Genomic DNA, 21,702 nt, shown 5'->3' with positions numbered 1-21,702 from the left:
CCCTGCCGAGATTCTGCGGTGTGGCGACCGTTGCGGACATCGACCGCGGATTCAACAGTAGTCCGCCTCACGATTCCGTGCCCCGTGATGAGTTTTCTTCAGGTTCGACGACGGCGCCACACGAGGGGCATTCAGCGAACACGCCGACCGACCGATCCGAGCGTTCGTACGAAATCGGATGGTCCACGGGTCGGATGTCGTGTCCGCAGTTCGGACAGCAGCCGGATGGATGGTCTCCTGCCATCGTCGCGTAGTGGGGGAGAGCGTGTGACGGGTCTCTCCCGACGACATATGCGTCGAGCGTAAAAATAAACACTCGGCGGGTGTCTGTCGCTGCTCCACAGTGGTGTACGGACTACACGGTTCGATACGTACGTGGCTCCCGGCAGTCGGCGACGAGACGTGCGCGTTGAGACGCCTATAGTAGCCTTTGGAACGGTTTGCACACCTGATTGCAGGACTGCGTGCGATCAGGCGCGCTCTGACTTACAAAGGCTACTATGAGTCGTACGTGTGGAACTCGGTAGCCTGTTCGAGGAGTTCATCGGGCATTCCGGGAACCTCGTCGCTTCGAACGGGCCCCTGTTCCTCGACGAGGTCGGGGTCGCGCGGGAAATCCCGCAACGTCCAGTGGATCGAAATCCCCGCTTTCGCGCCGTCTCCCAGCGCGATCGGCACCTGGTTGTGGCCGGGAGTGAGGTCGCCGACCGCGTAGACGCCGTCGACGCTCGTCCGCCCGTGGTCGTCCACCTCCACGGTCCCGTCGTCGTTCAATTCACAGCCGAGGTCGGTCGCGAGCCCGCTGTTGTAGTCGGCGCCGTACAGCGCGAAGCCGCCCTTGTACTCGCGGACGGCTCCATCTTCGAATTCCAGCGTTTTTAACCAGCCGTCGCTCCCGTTCTGGACGCCGGTCACGTCCTCGTGAACAACGTCGATCGGATGTGTTTCGAGCATCTCGTCGGTCTCGTCGCTCCACTCTGGCTCGTCACCTCGAGTCAGCAGGTCGACCTCGTCGGTGAAGTTGAGCAGAATGGCGGCGACGTGCGCCGCGCTCTCGCCGTACCCCATCACGTACACGGACTCGTCCGCGAACATGTGTGCGTCACAGTGGAGGCAGTAGTGGAGCCCGCGACCGGTCCGAGGGAGCGGCGGGTCCGGTCGCACGTCGTTCATGCCCATTGCCAGCGTGACCGCGTCGGCAACGTAGTCCACGTCGGTCCCACACAGACGGAACCGGTCGTCGTCGGTCCGGCCGGCCGATCCGATTCGATCCGAGAGTACCGTACAGCCGTACTCCTTCAGTTGCTCCTTCCCGATCCCCAGGAGCTCCATTCCGCTCGTCTCTTCGGTCGTTCCGACGAGGTTGTGGACGTCTTTCATCATCGCCGCCCGGCCGCCGCCACGGTCGACGAGCGCCGTCTCGTGCCCGAGTCGCACGCTGTACAGCGCCGTCGAGAGCCCTGCTGGTCCGCCACCGACGACGACGACTTCGTACGCTTGCTGGTCTACAGCCATACGACGACTGTCGGCAGGGGTATGTAAACCAATTATCCCGAGTGTGTGCCGGCGTTAAACGCTCGCGCTTCGGTTTAATACACGTCTGTCGTATCGAAACCTGTACGATGGCCTCTATCACCGCCGGCTTGGCCGGAGGACTGCTCGCGACGATCGTCATGACCGCCGTGATGATGCTGCTGGGCGATGGCGGCCCACCGCCGACGGCGGCTCTCGTCGCGAAATTCGCCGGTGGCGAGCCGGACGACCACGCCATGCCTGGGATGATCCTTCATACGGTCTACGGCGTCGTCGCGGGCGCCGTCTTCGCGCTTGGCGTCCCGCTTCTCGGGCTCAGTCTCGACTCCGTGGCCATCGCGGCCGACCTCGGACTTGTCTACGGCATCGTCCTGATGATCGGCGGGATGGTGTTCTGGATGCGGTTGATCATCGGCATGGAACCCGACCGTGACATGATGATGACCTTCGGGACCGTCCACGTCGTCTACGGCGTCGTCCTGGGGGGGCTCCCTGGAGCCGGCATCCTCGCGTGAATCACTGGAGAGTATCGTCATCGACCACACCACAGATCCACGAATCACATGACACGATTACCACTACTCGAACTGGACGAAATCCCGGAGGAGTTCCACTACCTGTTCACGGACGACTACCTCGGCGACCGCCACATCTTCCGGGCCTGGGCACACAATCCGGAGGTTCTCGAGGCGACGCTCGAGTATCTGAACACGCTGTACGAACAGATCGGCCAGCGCCGCAAGGAACTGGTCATCCTCACCGTGGCGCGAGCACGCGGCGCCCGATACGAGTGGCACCAGCACGTCGACATCGCCCGCGACAAGGGCGTTACTATCGAGGAGATGCAGGCCATCGGTGGCGACGACCTCTCGCCGTTCGAGGACGCGGAGTTCGTCCTGCTCCAGTACGCCCGCGCAGTCGAATCGGGGACCGTGACCGACCCCATCCACGACGCGCTGGAACGGCACTACTCGTCGGCGGAGATCGTCGCGATCGGCCTCCTCATCGACTTCTACGTCGGCCTGTGCAACTACATCGCGTCCGTCGATCTGCCCTTCGAAGGCGGCGAGTTCGTCGGCTGGCATCCCGATCCTGACACCGTGGCGGAGTTATTCGATGACGCGTGACTGCTCGATGAACCGCCGGTGACATACATGATGGATGATCGCGCCGTCGGTGCTTTGCACCGCGTCGCCGTACTCGGAGCGGGGATTCCGCTCGTCGCGCTTGGAACACTCGATGTCGGGATGGCTGATTCGCTACTCACGAGTCTCCCGGTTCCCGGCGGGTTTCCCGTCGAGCAGTTCCTCGCGCACTGGTGGGTGTTCCCCGTCTCGATCCTCTTTTCGATGATTGCGCTCTCCTCGGGCGTCTCGGGTGCCCTCTTTTTCAGCCCCTTCTTCATTCTCGTCGTCGGCCTGTCGCCCGCACAGGCCATCGGGGCCGGGCTCATGACCGAGGTGTTCGGCATGGGGAACGGCCTCCTGAACTACGTCCGTCAGAACGTCGTCGACTACGCGACGGCGAAGTGGCTGCTCCTCGGGGCCGTCCCCTCCGTCGTCGCGGGTGCGCTCGCGGCGCACTACGTCCCGACGACGCTCCTGACGCTCGCTTTCGGCGTCGGTCTCCTCGGACTCGGCGCCTTCCTCGTCTACTATAAGCCGCCGGAGGAGTGCGTTCCCGGCGAGGAAGAAAACGAGTTCCTCGAACGAAAGAACACGGGACGGGGGAAGACGGTCATCGAGACGACTGACGGTGAACGGTTCAGCTACGATACGTGCTGGCGAGTGCCCGGCGTCGGGTTGGCCACAGTCGGCGGGTTCGTCACGGGACTCATCAGCGCCGGCCTCCCCGAAATCACGACGACGCAACTCATCGTTAGATGTCGCCTCCCACCTCGCGTGGCAATCGCGACGAGCGTGTTCGTCCTCGCTATCGCTGCGTTGGCCGGCGCCATCGTCCACGCACTCGCGGCGACACCCGTCTGGTACGTCGTGGCGTGGTCGATCCCCGGCGTCCTCGTCGGTGGCACCATCGGGACCCGAATCGGCAAGTACCTCCCCAGTGACCTCATGGAGCGGGCGCTCGGGGTCGTGTTCGTCGGCGTCGGCCTGATCGTCCTCGGGAGCGAATTGTTGGTCTGATCGACGGTCGCCCGTCGTCGATTCTTGCGTGTGAGAACGGTCCGCTCTCGGTCCCAAACGGGTGAACTACCCCACCCTACTCGCTCACCGCTTGCGCGGTTCGCTCCTTGAGGGTGGGGCTTCCTGTTTCAACGACGCGCTTTGCAGATACGGGTGTATCCGCAGGGAGCGCAGTCTCCACAGGCGTTGACGAATCGCTCTGCGATTCGTTCGCCAACCAGAAATCTTTGATTTCTGGTGACGTTGATTCGGAGTATCCCACTCCTACTTTTTCAAGGCCGCGAGAAAGAATATTCCACGCCGCATTCGCGTCCCTGTCCGCTTCGAACCCACATGCCGGACACGAGTGTTCACGAACCCACAGAGGTTTGTCCGTCTTGACACCGCAAGACGCACACTCCTTCGTCGTATCTTTCGGGTCAACTGCGACGAAGTGCGTTCCTTCGCGCTCGCACTTGTATTGGAGCATTCGGAGGAACGTCCCCCACGCCGCCCCTGCCCGGTTGCGTGAGTTACCGGGGAGTTCGACCAGTTCCTTCGCATCCAAATCCTCAACGGCCACCAAGTCGTACTCGGTGGCGTAGTAGTTCGATAACTTGTGGAGGAAGTCTCGTCGCTTCCGCTTCAGGTCGGCGTGGCGTTCGGCCACTACTTGCCGCTGTTTCTCCCAATTTGCAGAACCGTGTTCCTTCCGCGAGAGGTGGCGTTGTGCGCGTTCGAATCGTTCGCGTTCCTCGGAGAAGTCGGGGCTTTCGATGGCGTATCCGTCGGTGTCGTGGGCGTACTTGAGAATTCCCACGTCGATACCAACGACATTCTCGGGGTTCCCCGGTTTTTCAGGTGTGGTTTCGTCCATGTCGATGCCGAACGTGGCATACCACTCGCCCGTAGGTTCTCGTTTGACCGTGACCTGTTTGATGATCGCGTTCTCGGGAATATCTCGATGGAGGTGAATCGGAATCTCACCGATTTTGCTCAACCACAAGACAGGCCGACCACTCGTATTCTTGAGTTCGAAGCCGGACTGGTTGTAGGTGAGCGACCGATACTCCCGAGGCGGTTTCCACTTGAGGCTTCCCACGGCGCGTCCGTTCTCCTTCTGCGCTTTGAGCGTGGAGAGGTTGTCGTAGACGCGCTTGACGACCATCTGGAGAACTTTCGAGTGAACATTTCCGAGGTCGTCCCACCACGATTTGAGGTCGGGAAGTCGCCCCTGACCTCGTAGCGGGCGGGAATGTCGTCTGTCTCGTTGAGCAGGTAGAGGACGTGATTGTACAGTTGCCTACAAATATCGACGTGGTGCAGAAGCGTCTCGGTGAGGGTGTCTGGCGGGTCGAGTCGATACTTGTAGTTGTACTGCATAGTCTACTCGTCTGAACTTGGTTCGGAGACGCGGACGACTTTCACGTCGGCTCCGCGCCAGCGTTTGGGAACGATAACGTGGGCGCTATTCCCCGACGGTTTTGCGGTTCCGTCGAGGACTTCTTCGCCTTCGATTTCAAACCTATCCATCACCCGAGTATAGACTATGGATAGACATAAAGGTGGCGGTGGGCCTGTGGGCCGAGCGGTGAACGTGTATGAGAATCGTGCGGCGTTGACGAGACGCTTCGCGTCTCGCTCGCGCACGAGAGCAAAGCTCTCGTGAACGCTGTATCCCCTCCCTACTGCGCTACTTGGTCGCTTCGCTCCCTGCGTTGCTCCTTGAGGAAGGGGACTTAGCGCCTAATTCCAGTTAATTGGGCGCCGAAACCACGTCAGCTATGGGCTATCACGTCGTCGACCCGTCGGCGATCGAACCGTTTCCCGACCGTGAGGCCGAACCCCGATCGATCAGCCAAGCGGCTGGTCTGCCAAAACGCGATGCCAAACTCGGTCTCCGGACGTACACCGCCGCTCCGGGTGAGCAACTCCCGGCGATGTACCACTACCACGACGAGCAGGTCGAGGCGTTTTTCGTCGTCGACGGGACGCTCCACGTCGAGACGCCGGAGGGAGAGTTCACTGTTCCGGAAGAGCAGGTCTTTCTCGTCGAGCCGGGGAATCCCCACCGCGCGTTCAACCCTTCGGACGCCGACGCTCCCGTCCAGGTTCTCGCTATCGGTGCCCCGTCGGTCGAGGATCACCACCGCTACCACCCCGACGACGACTGATACGGACATCCCTCTCGCCGGGCCGTCCTAGCGAACCAAGGGTGAACAATTTATTGCGGATCAGTTTGAGCGACGGCTCGTGTAATTAATTCACACACCCACGGTATCGTTAATGAAACTCCCAGCACAGTTCGAGCCGTGATGAGCCGTCTGGAACTGTACGACAGGCAGGACTGTCCGTATTCGCAGAAGGTGCGGGACAAACTCGAGGAACTGGGCGTCGACTACGACGAGACGGTAGTGCCGGACAAGCACACCGACCGCGACGAGGTTCACGAACGCACCGGACAGCGGGGCGTTCCGGTACTGTTCGATCCGTCCCTCGACGACGGCTGGCTCGCCGATAGCGATGCCATCGTGACTCACCTCGAACGTACCTACGGCTGACATGAGTTCCACGACTCGTTCCGAACTCGATCGCTCGGGCCTGTCGACGCTCGTCCCTGACGATCCGGAGCAACGGCAGGCGTTCGTCACCGAAGTACTGTCCGGGGAACTACAGGACGAGAATCGCGTATCCGAAGCTCTCCTCGACTCCGCCGTGACCCAGTATCTCACGTCGGTGCTTGCCGACGAGACCGACCGAACACGACGGGAGTTCGCCCAGTACTGTGTCGAACACGACGTCCGATCCGAGACGCTCACGAAGCTACTGATAGCGATACAGTCTCAGCTGATCGAACGCGCGGAACGACTCCCGTCGGTCGACACGGTCGAGCTCCGGCGACTAACGAGCCGCGACATCGCTTCGATCAGTGCGGCGTGTGCCGAGGCGAGCAAAGCCGGGTCGGATCGCGGAGGGGCCGCAGTGATCGACGAGGTTCACTCGCAGGTGGCGGACGTAACCGACCGCTCCGCGGAAATCGCGTCCCTCACGGAACAGCAGGCGTCGAACGTGGACGACCTGAGTGGAGAGGTCGGAGACATCAGCGCGGCCGTCGAGGAGATCGCCGCCTCCGTGGACGAAATCGACACCCAGAGCGACGACGCGGCCACCCTCGCCGAGGAGGGCTGTGCCAGAGCGAGCGAACTCAGCGAACGGATCGAAGAGATTCATACGCGGGCGACGGGCGTTCGCCAGGCCGTCGGGACGCTCGCCGATCACACCGAGGACATCGGCGAGTTCGTGGAGACGATCGACGAGATTGCGGATCAGACGAATCTGCTGGCGCTCAACGCCTCGATCGAAGCGGCACGCGTCGACGAGGGTGAGGGATTCGCTGTCGTCGCTGACGAGGTGAAGTCACTCGCCGAGGAGAGTCAGGATGAAGCTGCACGCATCCGATCGTTGGTCGAGACGATCGACGATGCCGTCGAGCAGGTCGTCGACGACATCGAGAGCGTCCACGAACAGACCGAAGCCGGGCGCGAGGAGGCGGCCCGAGCCGTCGAGACGTTCGAGGCGATCGACGAGATCAACGGCCAACTGTCGGAGAGTATGGCGGACGTGGCGACGGCGACGGATCAGCAGGCCAGAAGCACCGAGGAACTCGCCATGATGGCCGACGAGGCCAATCGGAAGACGAAGATGATACTCGACGAGGTCGAGGGGATCGACGACAGCAATCGCGAGCTACTGGACCTGCTCGAATCATCGGCCGACGGACCGGCCGACGACTGACACTGCCGATATCGTAACTCAGTCTCGAACGAGCGTCCTTCGTTGTCCGTTCGTTGCACAGGCGAGGTGTGGTTATACGGCTTCGTTGAGTCGGTACGGGTGAATACATGTCCACCGACGAATTCGACCTCAGTGAACCGGAGTTAACGGCTGCTGACCTGCTCGTCTTAGACGACGAGCATTTCGCCCCCGAGACGGTCGCCATCGTCACGGGTGCGGCGTCGGGAATCGGTCGTGCAACGGCGGTCGCGCTCGCGGCGAACGGTCTCACGGTCGTCGGGGCCGACATCGACGAGGACGGCCTCGACGGTACCGTCGACCTTGCCGCTGACTTGGATGCCTCCGGAACCGTCCATCCCGTCCCGACCGACCTCACCGACGACGATGCGGTGGAGGCGATGGTCGACGCCGCAGCCGAAGCGGGCGACCTCCGGTACGTCGCCAACGTGGCCGGGATGCAACACATCGCCTCCATCCCCGACTTCCCGATGGAGAAGTACGACCTCCTGCTCGACATCATGCTTCGCGCGCCCTTCCTCACTGCGAAGCTCGCGATGCCGCACATCCGGGCGACCGAGGATGGCGTGGGCGCCATCGGCAACATGTCCTCCGTCCACGGTCACTACGCGACGCAGGACAAACCCGCATACATCACGGCGAAACACGGGCTGACCGGTCTGACACGCGCTATCGCCGCCGAGGGTGAGGGCACCTTGCGGGGCTTCTCGGTCAGCGTCGGCTACGTGTTGACGCCACTGATGGTGAACCAGATCGAGGACACGGCCGAGGAACGTGGCATCTCCGAGCAGGAAGTCGTCGAGGACGTGATGCTCGGCCAGGCACGGACGAAGGAGATGATGACGCCCGCCGAGGTGGCGAATCTCTTCGTCTTCGGCTTCTCCAAACACGGCAAACACCTCAACGGCGGCGACATGCTCCACGATGGCGGCTACACTACCACCTATGAGTGACTCCACGAAGGTCGCCATCGCCTGTCAGGGCGGCGGGAGTCACACGGCCTTCACCGCCGGCGTGCTGAAGGAACTGCTCCGCGAGTGGGACGACGAGTACGAACTGGTCGGGATCAGCGGCACCTCCGGTGGCGCGTTCAACGCTCTAGCGACGTGGTACGGACTCGTCACCGCCGACGCCGAGCGGTCGATCGAACTCCTCGACGAGATCTGGGAGGACCTCGCGGCGAACTCCCCGTCGGACCGGGTCACGAACGAGTGGGTGGTCGGCCTCTCGCGGATCGAGAGTAGCGGCCTCCCCTTCCCGCAGATCAGTCCCTACCAGAACCCGGGCTCGAATCTCGGGAAACGACGGATCGAGCGCGTCCTTCGGGCACACATCGATTTCGACGACATTCCCGTCCTCTGTCGGCGTGACGTTCCCGAACTCGTCGTCGGGACGGTCAACGTCAACGCCGGTACCTTCGAGACGTTCACCAACGAGGACGTGACGCCGGAGGCCGTCCTCGCCTCCGCGGCCGTGCCGAACCTGTTCGAGGCCGTGAAAATCAACGGCCACTACCACTGGGACGGACTGTTCTCGCAGAACCCACCGATCGACGACCTGATGACCGTCGAGGCATCCCGGAAGCCGGACGAGTTGTGGGTGATCCAGATCAACCCACAGGTGCGCGAGGGCGAACCGTCCTCGCTCGAGGAGATCGCCGACCGCCGCAACGAACTCTCGGGCAACATCTCGCTGAACCAGGAGCTTCGGGTGATCGAGCGCGTGAACGACTGGATCGATCAGGGATACCTGCCCGAGAGCGAGTTCTCGAAGACGACCGTTCGTCGGATCGAGATGGGTGAGGCGTACCACTGTTCGACCAAAGTCGACCGACGGCCGTCGTTCATCCGGGAACTGATGGAACTGGGTGAACAGCGGGCGGCCGAGCTCAGGGGGCGGCGGTGAGCGACGATGGAACGGTCCGACCCCGTCCGCGTCGTGGTCTGGATGCGAGATGCGCCACCGCCGCCGGAGGATCCCCGTTCGAGGGTTCTCGACCGGCTTCGTGAACTGGAAGCCGACGGCGCCGTCGACGACGTGTCGGTTCGCGTGTGGGGGCAGTACGTCGATCCGCCTTCCGACGCTCCTGCAGGCGAAGAGGGGTCGATCCAGACGCGAATTGCCGAGTTCGAGGCGTGGGCCGACCGCGAAGATCACTCCCTCGAACCGGCCTTCGGGCGGTGTGAACGGTCGACGATGGTCTCGACGGACCGACGCGAGGTGATCCGCCTCCCGCTCCAGTGTCTGGCGGTTTACGCCGGCGACCGACTCGTCGGCGTGTTCCCGTGTTCGACGGGGAACGGGACGGAAACGGTGGCGGATTGTGTCGGACGTCTCGAAGCGGGAGACGTGGTCGACGCTCAGGATGTGGACTGATCGAGCCGGGTCTAGGGCACGAGGATAACGCGACCCGTTATGAGACCGACGACGGCCAGGTAGAACGCGGTTCCGAGCGCCGCACTCGTCGCGATGACGACGTCGGGGTCACGGCGTGGAAGCGCGTGACTGACGATCGGGATGTCGGTGAATTCGGGGCGGGTTAACACATGATTCGCACTCACGCCGAAGACGGCCACGGCGAAGGGGCCGAACGAAAGGCTGTTTACCAGCCGAAACAGCCGCTCCGTGGTCTCCGCGTCGAGCGCGAACGTCGCGACCGGACCGAGTATCGTCGCCGGCGACGGCAACGGAGGTGCGGCCACAGCCCCATAATTCGCGTAGAGAAACAACGCACTGCCGAGGACGAGTGCGAGAAGTTTCGCATCCTTCGCTCGGTGATCTGGAAGCGAACGCGGGACGACGAAGATGCCCACGAGAAAGACGGTGTTCATCCCGATCCACGGCCCGAGGTTCTGGAGGGCGAGCGGGAGTCCCGTCGCGAGGACGCCCAGACTGAACCAGTCCAGACTCAGCGGCTGGAAACTCGGGCACGATCCGTTGAGGACTTGGGTTCGGTGGTCCGGATGGAGGAGGTGGAGACTCATTCGAACGAGGAGGAATGTCGGAACGAGGAGGACGTACGCGAGTAGCCGGAGTTGCAGGCCGGCGGGTGTGGTGACGGCCCCGATAGCGATAGCGGTAGAGAAGTCGATCACACCGTTGACGAACCAGAACGTGAGCAGCGACGGGGCGAACAGACACCCGTTCAGTATCGTCGCGAGATAGCCCGTCGAGTAGGAGAACTCCTGAGTGAACAACTCTCCGAGCGCCCCTCGGATGTTCGTCCCGTGACTGATCGTCGATCCGAGCCGTTCGCGGATCACAGCGAGATGGACCTCCTTCGCCCACCACCGGATGCGGAACCGCGCATCGATTCGGGTCGAGAGGCGACGATCACTTCGTCGCGTCTCTGAACGCCGCTTCGACGACCTTGCTCAGCGTCGGGTGGGCGTGGATGGTCTCGCCAACGTCCTTGACGGTGAGGCCGTGCCGCATCGCGACGACGGCCTCGTGCAGCAGGGTCGACGCCTCGTAACCGATGGCGTGCGCGCCCAGAATGGTCCCGTCGGTCGCCGCGAGCACTTTCACGAAGCCGTCTTCGAGTTTCTTCGCGCGACCCATCGCCGAGTCGGCGTAGTCCGCTCGTCCGACGACGTACTCACGGTCGTCGAGTTCCGCCTCGGTCTTCCCGACGCCGGCGATCTGTGGCTCGGTAAAGATGGTGTGTGGCATCGCGGAGAGGTCGAGCGTCCGCCGTTCCTCGTGGACGACGTTCGCCACCGTGTGTCGGGTTTCGTAATCACCGGAGTGTTTGAACAGCGCGTTCCCCGCCACGTCGCCCTGTGCCCAGACGTTGTCCGCACTCGTCTCGAGGTATTCGTTCGTCTCGACGAATCCGCGGTCGTCGACCTCGATGCCAGCAGCGTCGAGGTTCAGGGAGTCGGAGTTCGGGCGGCGGCCGAGTGCGACCAGCACCTCGCTCCCGTCGACGGTCAGTTCGTCACCGGCCTCGGTTTCGGCGTGGACGGCGTAGCCGTCGGCCGTCTCCTCGACGGCCGTGACGCGGTGCCCGGTGTACACGTCGTGACGAGCGGCTGCGAGTTCCGTGAACAGTTCCGCCACGTCGCTATCCTCCCGGTGGACCAGCCGGTCGTTCATTTCGACGATGGTCACGTCGGTGCCCATCGTCTCGAACACGTACCCTAATTCGACGGCGATGTAGCCACCTCCCATGATGACGAGACTGTCCGGGAGTTCGCGCCGGTAGAGCGCGTCTTGGCTCGTGAGGTAGTCGATCTCGTTGAGGCCGTCGATGGGTGGGACGACCGGGCGACTCCCCGTCGCGACGACGACCTTGTCGGCGGTGACGGATTCGCCGCCGAGCGTTACCGTCCGTTCGTCGACGAACTCGGTGTACTCGTCGAACAGCGTCAGGTTGGGCCGCTCGCGGTACCGCGTCTCCATGTCTGTAGCGATGCCCCCCAGCAGGTCGTCCATCTCGTCGACGACGGCCGCGTGATCCACGCCGTCGAGCGTGGCTTCGACGTGGAAGCGCTCGGCATCGTGGACGTGGTTGACGGCGTTCGCGGCCTGAATCAACATTTTGGAGGGGTTGCATCCACGGTTGAGACAGGTGCCGCCCAGCGGTCCCGGTTCGACGAGCGCCGTGTCGAGTCCGGCGTCCGCCGCTGCCGAGGCGACGTTGTTTCCGGTTCCTCCGCCGATGACGAGTACGTCGAAATCGCTCATGTGATTCGGGATACGCCGGGCAGAATCAAATAAGGGGTAGCGACTCCGCAACGGTGTTGCACGGCCACCGAAGGTGACGTGTCTCGTTCAGTTGTCGGGGAACGATTCCCAGAACACGTCCGGGAGTTCGCGGTCCGGATTCTCGGCCATGTAATCCTGTTTCGTCACGTTAGCTTCCTCGATGAGTGCGGCCGCTTCACCGGCCCAGATGTAAAAGCCGATCAGCGTCTCGCGGCGCATCCGCTCCAGGTCGACCGAATGATAGACGTTGACGACGCCCCCCGCCTCGCGGTTCAGTTCGGATCGGCGAAGCAGACCGATGTCGACGAGTTTGTTCAGATACCGCGTCACGGTACTCCGGTCGTAGCCCAGCGATTCGGCGACTTCGTTCGCCGAGAGTGGCCCTTCACCGATGACACAGAGACAGATGTCGAGGCCGGCTTTGGGGAGGCCGAACGCGTCGAGGAGGACCTGTCTGACGTCGGGCGGTTTGACGGTGATATCGCAGTCGGTAACGCGTTGCATCGACTCCCCGTGACAGGACATCGGTGGGTCGTCGCGGCCGAGCGCCAGGACGACGTTGTCACAGTCGGGACACTCGAAGACGTCGTACCTGCTGGACGCCGGATCGTACTGAACTGCCTCGCCGTCCTCGGCGGATCGGTTCGTGTCGTGTTCAGACATCGGTGGCCACTCCCAGCATTCGTACCCATAGACGACGGCGGAATCAATAAGTCTGCCCCGTGCGCTCGCTCACGATCGGCCGCTCTCCGGATCGACGACGATTATCTCGTCGAGATCGAGCGCGAGGAGTTCTTCGCCGGTTACGGTTATTCTGACCTGCCCGTCAGCGTCGATATCAGCTAGCTCGCACGATTCCAGTCCGCCGAGTTGTTCGCGGACCGTTCGTTCGTCGACGGCGAGCGCGTCCGTGAGCGACTCGACCGACGTTCGCTCCCCGGCGCTGGCGTCGCTCTGTCCATCGAGTTCCTCCAACACGTCTCTACGAGTTACTGACATTTTTCGTTCTGCTCGTTCGGCGCTTGACGACGTGGCGTCGCGCGTGGGTCGCGTCTCGTTCTCATCGGAAGCGAGCTATAATTTCGTCGTTAGTGAGGGTGTCGTTCGGCGTCATGGCGCTCCTCTCGACATCACGCAGGGGTGGTCATCCACATTGAGGCGCATCCGCCTCTGGCCACGGTCGGTACCGTCCGGTCGGCTCGCGTTCGAACGCTGCTCGTCGAGGGGAGTGTGTCACGGGTGGCTTCCGAACGATGTCGGTGCTGTCGTCACATACGACTTCGGCGACCGTGCAATCGGATTACAACTGCTCCGTGGCGTGGCAGCCATCGCCAGTTAGTATTCTGGCAGCCAGGCTCGAAGGTTCGTGAACGGCTGGTGAACGAGCACTCCGACGGATATCGCGAAGGCGAACGTTCTATCCGCGACCACCGGCGAGCTTCGTCGCCTCGGGGAGGTTCCGAAGTCGCTGCATCGACAAGGTCCCGAGAATCGGGCCGAGAGCCAGCGGTGCGAACGCCCAGCGCCAGCCGACCAGATCCACGACCATCGGGATCAGCTGGATCGATACGGTCGTCAGGAGGAATCCGATGGCCGTCTGGAGCGTCAGCGCCGTCCCGACGTAGGACCCTTCGGCGAGTTCGGAGACGGCCGCGGAAAACTGGGCCGAATCGGCGACGATGACGAGTCCCCACACGAGAACGAAGGGTACGAGAACGAGCAACGACGACCCGAAGACGAATCCCGCGGCGATACAGGCGACGCCGCTGATGGCCATGCTCGCGCTCGTGGTCTGCGTCCGACCGAACCGGTCGGCCGCGGAGCCGGCGACGACGGCGCCGACGCCACCGACGGCGATAGTGCCGAACGCCAGGAGCGAGGCGAGACTCGACGACTCGCCGCTCCCGCCGTTCGCCGCGATGCTCGCGATCAGGTAGGCAGGGATCCACGTCCAGACGGCGTAGAGCTCCCACATGTGCCCGAAGTAGCCACCGTTGGCCAGCATCGTTCCCCGGTCCCGGAGGATGCGACCGATCGCGCTCGGATCGAACGGTGCCGCCGGTGCCTGATGGGGCCCCGGTTCGACGAGGAGGACCAACAGCCCACCGAGAACCGACAGGCCTGCGGCCCCGTACAGCACGACCCGAGGTTGTCCGACGCCGCCGACGGCTCGGAGCAGGTGCGGAAGCGCCGATCCGACGGTCAGTGCGCCGACCAACATGCCGATTGCGAATCCGCGGCCCTCCTCGAACCAGCCGGCGAGAATCTTCATCCCGGTGGGATACACCCCGGCCAAGGCGATGCCGGTCAAAAATCGGAGCGCGATGGCTGGCGCGGCCGACGTGACGAATCCAGCAATGGCGGCCGTGAACACTGCGCCAGCGACGGCCGAACCGGCGAACAGATACCGGGGCCGAATTACGTCCGCGAGCGTGAGCGCCGAGGAGAGGAGCGCACCGGCGACGAAGCCCAACTGCACCGCGATGGTCAACCACGCCGTCTCGCCGTCGGTGAGCCCCCATTCGGCCGCCAACTCCGGCGCCGCGGCGGTCGCGCTGAACCACAGCGACATGGCGAGGAGTTCGGCCAGCGCGATCACCAACAGCACTCGATGTTTTCGGGATACCATCGTAGGTATCGAATGGTAACTACCTGAGCTACCAAAAGCGTCAGCTAACCCGTAGGTAACCCCTAGTCGGCGATCGCAACGGCACACAGTAATGGTGGTTGAGAGTCCAAGAATCGATATGACTACCGACGCGTTCGTGACGGCGTCGGGGACGCATGTGCCGGCCGTGACGGCGGAGACGATGCGCGATGTCGACCGGGTTGCCGTCGAGGACGTGGGACTACAGTTGCTCCAGATGATGGAGAACGCGGGCCGAACGTTGGCCCATCGGGTCGCTGCGACAGGTGAGGAACCGGTAGTGGTCGTGGCCGGAAACGGCGGCAACGGCGGTGGCGGGTTGGCGTGTGCTCGACATCTCCATAACCACGACGTTCGAGTGGCTGTCGTCATCGACCGCGACCCCGACGCGTTGTCCGGGGCCGCGGCACAGCAGTATGGGATTCTCGACGCGACGGACGTGTCGGTCACGAGCGGCGTCGAAGAACTGGCTGCGTTCGATCGAATCGGCGTGGTCGTCGACGCGCTCATCGGTTACGGCCTCGACGGCCCGATCCGCGATCCGGCACGGGGCCTCGTCGAGGAAACGAACCGACGCGGATCGAGAGTCGTCTCCCTCGACGTGCCCTCCGGTATCGACGCCACGACCGGCGAGACACTCGGGGCAGCCGTCCACCCGGAGACGACGGTCACGCTCGCCGTACCGAAGACGGGACTACGAACCTGTCCGGGACAGCTCGTTCTCGCCGACATCGGCATTCCGCGGGTCGTGTACGACCGCCTCGACATCGCATACGACGACCCGTTCGGCCGAGAGTGGTGGATCGAACTGGCGACTGGGGACTGATTATTCGCTGAGTTACAGGTTCGAAAGGGTCAACACCGACCCCTGATCAGTCGTCGGCGCGGGCGATCTGCAATCTTTCGAGTGTGTCCTTGACCGCCGAGAAGTCCGGTTGCGCGGTGGGATCGTCGGTGCTCCACGCGTACCGAATCGTCCCGTCGGTGTCGACGACGAAGACCGAACGCTTCGCGATCCGTTTGTGGCCGTCGAACTCCTCGTAGAACACGTCGTAGGATTCGGCGACGCTCCCGTCGCTATCCGAGAGGAGGGCGAAGGCCAGTTCCTCCGTCTCCGCGAACGCTCGATGGCTGAACGACCGATCCGTGGAGATACCGAACACCGTCACTCGGTCGTCGAGGTCGAACCACAGCAGATCGTGGAGCGAGCACATGTGTTCGGTGCACTCCGGGTGGAAATCGAAGAGATAGAAGTTGATGATCACCGGCCCTCGCTGGAGCGCGTCGGCAAGCGAGTACGTCGACATCTCGATCGCGTCTCGGTCCATCGCGGTTCCGGGCAACGTGAACTCCGGTGCGGCGGTGCCTTCGGGGAGCATCGCGATCAGGCCCCCTCGGGCGGCTGGTCGCTCCGGCCGGGCACGCCGCGACCCTGGAAGAAGTCGCCTGCCCAGTTGCCGATCCAGATGTCCTGATTCGCGGTGTACAGTGCCCACGACGTAGTGAACGTGTCGTCGACGACCGACCACTCGTCGGCGCCGGTATCGTACTCGACGGCGTCGTTGTACACGGCGGCCTGTCCGTACTCGCCGCCGGCAGCCGGCGGGAGGGGGAGCGTGAACTCGGCACCCTCGTCGCGGCTGTTCGGACGTTCGGCCCGTTGCAGTCGCCCGCGGTTGAACGTCCCGTTGAAGTAGCGGGCGTACACCTCCTGCACGTCGAGATCGAGAAGTGCGTCGGCGGCGTTGAGGCCGCCAGTCACGTCGCCCGCGTCACGCGACGTGATTCGGTAGGTGGACGCGTCGGTTCCGGTGGCGAAGGTGCCTGCGTCCTCGTCCCAGAGTTCGTCGAGCAGGTAGCCGAGGACGGCCTCCGCGGTGTCGCGGTGATCGACGCCGTCGATCTGGGAGGCCCAGAGGAGCCCCTGTCCGACCGCGCCCTGCGTCGCCGCCCCATTGGCCACGCCGTCGGCCACGTGTCCGTTGCCCTCGAGGTGGGCGTCGACCTCAGCCGCCAGATCGTCGGCGTAGCTCGCGGCGGCAGCACGCAGCTCGTCGCTTCCGGCGTGCGTTCCGTACCAGCCGACGGCACCGAGCATCTGGCCGAGGTCCCGGGTCGACCCCATGTCGGCGACATCCGAGGGATCGAAGAGGTTCATCGTCGTCTGCGCCATCCCGTCGGCCAGTTGCTGGATCTTTCCGTTCGGAATCAGCGGTTCCGGGTTCACGTAGCCGAACCACCCGTTTTGGGCGAGACTCGTGAGATCCGACAGGAACCAGAGCATCGCCGAGTGGTGGTTGGGCCGGGCCGTGTCGTCGACGACCGTGCCGTCACTCGGTCGGAACTCGGAGACGAGTTCGAGCGAGTCGCCTTTCGTGAGCGCTCCATTGCCGTCCGGACCGCCGGCGATGAGCGTCGCGTTCGTCCCGATCTGGGCGAGGGTGGTGAGCATCTGCGCGCGGAACTTCGCCGCAATTCCCGGTGGAAGCGTCTCGAAGTGTTTCTGGAAGTTCTTCGCCCACGTCACACCTTTGAGATGCGTCCACGCGACCGAGGAGGGGCTCACGACCTTCGAGGACTTCGACATGTCCCACTGCAGGGTCGACGCGTCGGGGCGGCCGTCGCCCGAGTCGAAGACAGGCTTTTGAGTGAAGTGGGGATCACCCTCCGTGAACGCAGCCATGTTCAGGTTGGGATTCTTGATCGGGGGTTTGTCGACATCCGCATGCTGGAGCATCGCCGGCACTCGCTGTTCGAACTGTTGCCGCTGGGCGTCGTTGTGCGGGAACTGGACGCCGTTGCCGCTCATGGCGATGTTGGTACTCATGTTGTACAGCGAGTACCAGTATGAGTCCCACGTGGCGTCCTGCCACGCGTAGGCGTTCGTCGTTCCACCCTCACTAGCGACGATGCCCGCCACGTCGAGGAGGCGGGTGAGCGACTGGGCGGCAGCGCTCAGTTCGATGTCGGCAGTGGTCGTCGTTCCCGGGCCTTCCTGCGGTTGCCCGACGACGACGAGACCGACCATTCCGAGTCCTTCGTGCGGGCGACAGAAGTAATTGTAGACGCCCGGCGTGTCGAAGGTGTGTTCGAAGGATTCTCCTGCGGAAAGAATCCCGGAATCGAAGGCCGTCGCCCCCTCTGGAATCCGGAGTGACCGGTCGAAGTCCGGATGGTACGCCGTAATCGAGTGCGAGCCCTCGGCGATGTTCCACGTCACGGTCGCGCCCTGTTCGACCCAGACGACGGCCGGCGTGTTCACGTGCTGGCCGGCGCCCTGGTCGGACGAAAGCATCGTCGCTTCCACCGTCGCCGACGACTGGAGGTCGTCGGGTCCTCCGAGTTGATCCGCACCGGGGGGGTTGGTTCCAGATGCTTCCGTCGCCGTTGCGGTCGACGTGGGAGTCGTCGTCGCCGTCGAGGTTGCCTCGGAGCCTTGCTGACTGTTACAACCCGCTAGTGCGCCGATGGCTGCGACCCCACCGAGACGGAGGAGCGTGCGCCTGTCAATGTCATCGATTGCCATATCTACCCGAAACTTAGTTTCTACCCGTAATGAATCTCGGACAACCGCGGGCTCAACAAGTAACGCACGTGTAACCCAGTGAGTCGCCGATCACCGTGAGTGGCCGACTCGTGGTGAGAATGCGGCAGGAAAACAACCGACCGTGTCGGGCACGACTCGACCATGCCTGCTTGCGTAATTCCGGAGATCCCTACGCGACCGACGACTCGTCTTCGTCGGGTTCCGTGAGATGTTCGAGCCCCCAGTCACGCATCGAAAAGATCACCGGCTCGAGCGACCGACCGTGTTTCGTGAGCGAGTACTGCACCCGCACCGGTTTTTCGCTGATGATTTCGCGGTCGACGATCTGCTTCTCCTCGAGGTCATCGAGACTACTCGAGAGGACTTTGCTCGAAATGCCGTCGACATCGGCTTTGAGTTCGTTGAATCCGCTCGGTCCGTGTTCGAGGAGTCGATGAATGATCACGGGATGCCACTTCTTGCCGATGAGTGACGCCGTCGTCGTGACCGGGCACCAGTCCTCGCCGGCGCACCACACTTCGAGTTGGGTGGCAGCGTCCGCTTCAGTATCGTCGTCGCTCATGTCCGTCCCATACGGACGGGGACGCTATAATAGTTACCTGTAGAAATCAAGTAACTTGATGTGATTCAGTATCGGGACGATCGAAGCGGTACGCAAGAACCGTTGCCAGCCGATCCAGCGATACTCTTCAAAAAATGAGTCCGGCACCCGACTACAGCGACGGGGGGAACGTGAGTACGTTGCGAATACTACCGTCCGACGTACCGGTGGCCCTGCGAACCTGCCCTTCACCCCGACCTCACCGCATCTACTCCCTCAGGACGTGTTCGACGCCCCACTCGTGGATGCGGTCGACGACAGGGGCGAAGTCACGACCGCGGTCCGTCACCGCGTACTCGACGCGCACCGGCTTCTCGCTCACGATGCGGCGTTCGACAAGTTCGTGTTCCGTCTCGAGTCGGTCGAGGCTGTCCGACAGGACCTTCGACGATATGTGTTCGATCTCTCCTTTCAGTTCGCCGAATCCCATCGCGCCCTCCGTCAGCAACTGGTGGAGGATGACCAAGTGCCACTTGCGTCCGAGGAGGTTTGCCATGGAGATGAGCGTCTCCTGTGACTGGCTCGGTGTGACGACCGACGTCGATTTCGTATCACTCGATTCTGAGTGTGTACTCATGAGTATCTGTGAGGACCCGTTATCGGGGATCTGGGTTCTGTGGGTGAATCTGCCGACTTATACACGAACTGTCGGACACGCTTGTACAACTCGACCGGGAACTCCTTACTATTCTGTGAGTGTGAAAAGGGACTTCCAATACGAGTAACCTATTTATCTTGGTAGCGTGCGTCGGGAGAAATCGGGGGAAGGCACGACGGACGACCCGGCGTTAGGGGGTGCCTCTGCGGTCGGACGTTTCGAGTCGTGACTGTCGCCCGCGACTCATACTACCGACTGTAACTGTTTCACGATATTCGCCACCTCGGGGTGGCGAATATTTTGATCGACTTACAGCCGGCAGTATCAGCCCGAACGTTCGACCTGATTAGCGCAGGAAGTCGGCCAGTTCGTCGCGATAGGTGTCCGGCCGATCTTCCATCACCCAGTGGTTTGCGTCGTCCAGCCCGATCAGTTCGGCCGTCTCGATATCCGCTTGCAGGCGCTCGGCCCACTCGATGGACTGGAACTGATCGTCCGCCCCCCACAGGAGGAGCGTCCGGGCTTCGATCGTTTCCGGATCGACCTCAGTCGTGTGATTCGTGTTCGTCGAGGTCGCGTTTCGAACGAGAGAGGTTACACCCGCTTCGGAGTTCCACGGCGTGGTCATCCCGTCGAGGAACGCGTCGCTGTGCTCCGACCCGTGGAGCGTGTCTCGAAAGAGGTCGTCGAGCATCGCTTGTAACTCCTCGACGCCGGTTTCTCGGGCCGTCTCGGGAAGTCCCAAGTCGGTGATCAACTGGATCGGCCAGGAGTCGTACGCGATGGAATTCGATAGCACGAGCTCGTCGACAGCATCCGGATGATGGGCCGCGTAGCGGAGGAACACGCCGCCACCGAGGTCGTGACCGACCAGCGAGGGGTTTTCGACATCAAGCGCCGACAGCAGTTCCGTTACCATCTCCTCCTGTGCGCGGATCGATCTATCGAATCCGTCGAAAATCGACGAGTTGCCGTATCCGATCATGTCCGGCACGATGACGCGGCGTTCCGCTGCGATCGGTCCGATCACGTCCCGCCACAGGTAGGAGTTCGTCGGAATCCCGTGGAGAAAAACGACGGGATCGCCCGATCCCTCGTCGTAGTAGGCGACATCGAGTTCGTGTCCATCGACCGTGACGGCCGTCGTCTCTTGCGCTGCAGTCCACTCCGCGTAGCTTGGCATCCTGAATCACCCATCGGTACATTCCAGTCCCCCCGGCAAACGCTTCTTGCCTATAGGAATAGGTATGACAGACCGATCCGTTCTGTCGTGATCGGTCTCGACGTCTCGATCACCCGCTGTCGACCGCGGAGTCGAAGAGAGCGGTAAACACCTTGCACTGGCCCGTCCGAAGGTGCTGGCTAAACGTCGGCTGAGCGATCCCCAACGCGTCGGCACACTCTTCGGCCGTACTGTCACGCGGCCACGTGAAGTAGCCGCTAAGATACGCCGTCCGAAGCACCTCGTACTGTTTCTCGGTAAGTCGGTCGGTGAGGATGGTGTGGACGCCCGATTTCGTTCGAACGGGTGGAGACTGATCGCGTTCTCTCCTGGCGAGAAATTCCGAGTCCGGATGGCGTGTCCGAAACGTTTCGACGACGGTCCGGACGGCGACGTGAGATGGAACAGTTGCGACGACACGGCCGACGCCGCCCGCGGCCGAAACGTCACGAGTAATCGCACCGGTATCGGCGAGCGTCGCAGTGACACACGGTCCTGAGACGACGAACTGGAAGAGATTTGCGTCGGACCCGTTCCTGACGAGACGCGCCTCTGCGATTGCAGATTCGCTCGCGGCCAGTTCGATGATGTCCTTCGGAGACGTTTCACGGATACTGAAGTACTGAAGCAGGTTCCCGTCAGCTCGGTGGATCAACTCTTCGAGGCGAATGAGACAGTCCGTTTCGGCCGAGAGACGAACGAAAAAGCAGTTTCTGTCCCGCACCTTCAATTCGATCTCCGTTGTTGAAGTCTCGATGGGGTCCCGAACGGTCATACTCGGGCTTCAATGACCGCGTTCATAGGCATTCGTCCGTCGTGTGTCCGTTTCGAACACTCACTCGCCGTCCATACGGACCCGACAGGAACGGATGGAACCGTCGTGGGTCCCCTTGCTCACTGCACTACCG

Annotated in this window: 24 protein-coding genes and 1 pseudogene; 10 read left to right on the top strand and 15 right to left on the bottom strand. The window is 62.7% G+C overall.

Going from position 1 to position 21,702, the window contains the following annotated elements:
- Positions 1-67 precede the first annotated feature (67 nt).
- Both HALNA_RS21770 and HALNA_RS11175 read right to left on the bottom strand, forming a co-directional pair.
- Positions 68-244: a DUF7837 family putative zinc-binding protein gene (locus HALNA_RS21770; RefSeq protein WP_449404867.1), complete on the bottom strand. Its 177-nt coding sequence runs from the start codon at positions 242-244 to the stop codon at positions 68-70.
- 254 nt (positions 245-498) lie between these two features.
- Positions 499-1,515, bottom strand: a complete 1,017-nt coding sequence (locus HALNA_RS11175) for an NAD(P)/FAD-dependent oxidoreductase (RefSeq protein WP_049936455.1) — start codon at positions 1,513-1,515, stop codon at positions 499-501.
- A gap of 107 nt (positions 1,516-1,622) precedes the next feature.
- Here HALNA_RS11175 and HALNA_RS11170 point away from each other — a divergent pair, with 107 nt between their 5' ends.
- The 3 genes from HALNA_RS11170 (at position 1,623) to HALNA_RS11160 (ending at position 3,677) form a co-directional block, all read left to right on the top strand.
- Positions 1,623-2,048: a hypothetical protein gene (locus HALNA_RS11170; RefSeq protein WP_049936454.1), complete on the top strand. Its 426-nt coding sequence runs from the start codon at positions 1,623-1,625 to the stop codon at positions 2,046-2,048.
- 48 nt (positions 2,049-2,096) lie between these two features.
- Positions 2,097-2,660, top strand: coding sequence for a carboxymuconolactone decarboxylase family protein (locus HALNA_RS11165; RefSeq protein ID WP_049936453.1), 564 nt, complete (start codon positions 2,097-2,099; stop codon positions 2,658-2,660).
- A 120-nt stretch (positions 2,661-2,780) separates the two neighbouring features.
- Entirely contained in the window at positions 2,781-3,677 is an 897-nt protein-coding gene (locus HALNA_RS11160) for a sulfite exporter TauE/SafE family protein (RefSeq protein ID WP_049938040.1), read from the top strand.
- A gap of 76 nt (positions 3,678-3,753) precedes the next feature.
- Here HALNA_RS11160 and HALNA_RS11155 read toward each other — a convergent pair.
- Both HALNA_RS11155 and HALNA_RS19990 read right to left on the bottom strand, forming a co-directional pair.
- Positions 3,754-5,039, bottom strand: a pseudogene (locus HALNA_RS11155) (RNA-guided endonuclease InsQ/TnpB family protein).
- Positions 5,040-5,042: 3 nt separating this feature from the next.
- The gene (locus tag HALNA_RS19990; protein ID WP_394324589.1) at positions 5,043-5,189 is read right to left on the bottom strand and encodes a DUF2080 family transposase-associated protein; all 147 of its coding nucleotides are present in this window, start codon (positions 5,187-5,189) and stop codon (positions 5,043-5,045) included.
- Positions 5,190-5,440: 251 nt separating this feature from the next.
- On the opposite strand from HALNA_RS19990, the gene HALNA_RS11150 reads away from it, so the two are divergent.
- The 6 genes from HALNA_RS11150 to HALNA_RS11125 all read left to right on the top strand — a co-directional run bounded on the left by HALNA_RS11150 (position 5,441) and on the right by HALNA_RS11125 (position 9,845).
- On the top strand, positions 5,441-5,830 hold the full coding sequence (locus HALNA_RS11150) for a cupin domain-containing protein (RefSeq protein WP_049936451.1): 390 nt from the start codon (positions 5,441-5,443) through the stop codon (positions 5,828-5,830).
- Between the two features lie 141 nt (positions 5,831-5,971).
- Positions 5,972-6,217, top strand: coding sequence for a glutaredoxin family protein (locus tag HALNA_RS11145; RefSeq protein ID WP_049936450.1), 246 nt, complete (start codon positions 5,972-5,974; stop codon positions 6,215-6,217).
- 1 nt (position 6,218) lies between these two features.
- On the top strand, positions 6,219-7,451 hold the full coding sequence (locus HALNA_RS11140) for a methyl-accepting chemotaxis protein (RefSeq protein WP_049936449.1): 1,233 nt from the start codon (positions 6,219-6,221) through the stop codon (positions 7,449-7,451).
- A gap of 107 nt (positions 7,452-7,558) precedes the next feature.
- Positions 7,559-8,422 carry an SDR family oxidoreductase gene (locus HALNA_RS11135; RefSeq protein WP_049936448.1) on the top strand — a complete coding sequence of 288 codons (864 nt, stop codon included), beginning with the start codon at positions 7,559-7,561 and terminating at the stop codon, positions 8,420-8,422.
- The gene (locus HALNA_RS11130) at positions 8,415-9,374 is read left to right on the top strand and encodes a patatin-like phospholipase family protein (protein WP_049936447.1); all 960 of its coding nucleotides are present in this window, start codon (positions 8,415-8,417) and stop codon (positions 9,372-9,374) included. Before HALNA_RS11135 ends, HALNA_RS11130 begins: the two co-directional genes overlap by 8 nt.
- A 6-nt stretch (positions 9,375-9,380) precedes the next feature.
- A complete protein-coding gene (locus HALNA_RS11125) occupies positions 9,381-9,845 on the top strand; it encodes a L,D-transpeptidase (RefSeq protein WP_049936446.1) in 465 nt (154 codons plus the stop codon).
- 11 nt (positions 9,846-9,856) lie between these two features.
- On the opposite strand, the gene HALNA_RS11120 is transcribed toward HALNA_RS11125, so the two are convergent.
- The 5 genes from HALNA_RS11120 to HALNA_RS11100 form a co-directional block, all read right to left on the bottom strand.
- Complete coding sequence (locus HALNA_RS11120) at positions 9,857-10,732, bottom strand: cupredoxin domain-containing protein (RefSeq protein ID WP_049936445.1); 876 nt, start codon at positions 10,730-10,732, stop codon at positions 9,857-9,859.
- Positions 10,733-10,802: 70 nt separating this feature from the next.
- On the bottom strand, positions 10,803-12,158 hold the full coding sequence (locus HALNA_RS11115; RefSeq protein WP_049936444.1) for a dihydrolipoyl dehydrogenase family protein: 1,356 nt from the start codon (positions 12,156-12,158) through the stop codon (positions 10,803-10,805).
- A gap of 87 nt (positions 12,159-12,245) precedes the next feature.
- Positions 12,246-12,842, bottom strand: coding sequence for a helix-turn-helix domain-containing protein (locus tag HALNA_RS11110; RefSeq protein WP_049936443.1), 597 nt, complete (start codon positions 12,840-12,842; stop codon positions 12,246-12,248).
- Positions 12,843-12,911: 69 nt separating this feature from the next.
- Entirely contained in the window at positions 12,912-13,178 is a 267-nt protein-coding gene (locus tag HALNA_RS11105; protein WP_157573512.1) for a hypothetical protein, read from the bottom strand.
- Between the two features lie 418 nt (positions 13,179-13,596).
- The gene (locus HALNA_RS11100) at positions 13,597-14,808 is read right to left on the bottom strand and encodes an MFS transporter (protein WP_049936441.1); all 1,212 of its coding nucleotides are present in this window, start codon (positions 14,806-14,808) and stop codon (positions 13,597-13,599) included.
- 118 nt (positions 14,809-14,926) lie between these two features.
- Here HALNA_RS11100 and HALNA_RS11095 point away from each other — a divergent pair, with 118 nt between their 5' ends.
- A complete protein-coding gene (locus HALNA_RS11095) occupies positions 14,927-15,652 on the top strand; it encodes an NAD(P)H-hydrate epimerase (RefSeq protein WP_049936440.1) in 726 nt (241 codons plus the stop codon).
- A 46-nt stretch (positions 15,653-15,698) separates the two neighbouring features.
- Here the strand turns inward: HALNA_RS11095 and HALNA_RS11090 are convergent, their stop codons facing one another.
- The 6 genes from HALNA_RS11090 to HALNA_RS11065 all read right to left on the bottom strand — a co-directional run bounded on the left by HALNA_RS11090 (position 15,699) and on the right by HALNA_RS11065 (position 21,569).
- Positions 15,699-16,205: a redoxin domain-containing protein gene (locus tag HALNA_RS11090; protein WP_049936439.1), complete on the bottom strand. Its 507-nt coding sequence runs from the start codon at positions 16,203-16,205 to the stop codon at positions 15,699-15,701.
- 5 nt (positions 16,206-16,210) lie between these two features.
- Complete coding sequence (locus HALNA_RS11085; RefSeq protein ID WP_049936438.1) at positions 16,211-18,352, bottom strand: cupredoxin domain-containing protein; 2,142 nt, start codon at positions 18,350-18,352, stop codon at positions 16,211-16,213.
- Positions 18,353-18,542: 190 nt separating this feature from the next.
- Positions 18,543-18,935 (bottom strand): winged helix-turn-helix transcriptional regulator, encoded by a 393-nt coding sequence (locus HALNA_RS11080; protein WP_049936437.1) that lies wholly within the window; start codon positions 18,933-18,935, stop codon positions 18,543-18,545.
- A 247-nt stretch (positions 18,936-19,182) separates the two neighbouring features.
- Entirely contained in the window at positions 19,183-19,551 is a 369-nt protein-coding gene (locus tag HALNA_RS11075; RefSeq protein ID WP_084509992.1) for a winged helix-turn-helix transcriptional regulator, read from the bottom strand.
- 367 nt (positions 19,552-19,918) lie between these two features.
- Entirely contained in the window at positions 19,919-20,755 is an 837-nt protein-coding gene (locus tag HALNA_RS11070; RefSeq protein WP_049936436.1) for an alpha/beta fold hydrolase, read from the bottom strand.
- A 109-nt stretch (positions 20,756-20,864) separates the two neighbouring features.
- Positions 20,865-21,569, bottom strand: coding sequence for a bacterio-opsin activator domain-containing protein (locus HALNA_RS11065; RefSeq protein WP_049936435.1), 705 nt, complete (start codon positions 21,567-21,569; stop codon positions 20,865-20,867).
- Between the last annotated feature and the right edge of the window lie 133 nt (positions 21,570-21,702).

Origin of the sequence: Haloplanus natans DSM 17983, assembly GCF_000427685.1 — an archaeon.
GTDB classification, from domain to species: domain Archaea; phylum Halobacteriota; class Halobacteria; order Halobacteriales; family Haloferacaceae; genus Haloplanus; species Haloplanus natans.
Note: the sequence above shows the minus strand (reverse complement) of the source record. Positions and strands in the feature narration are given on the sequence as shown.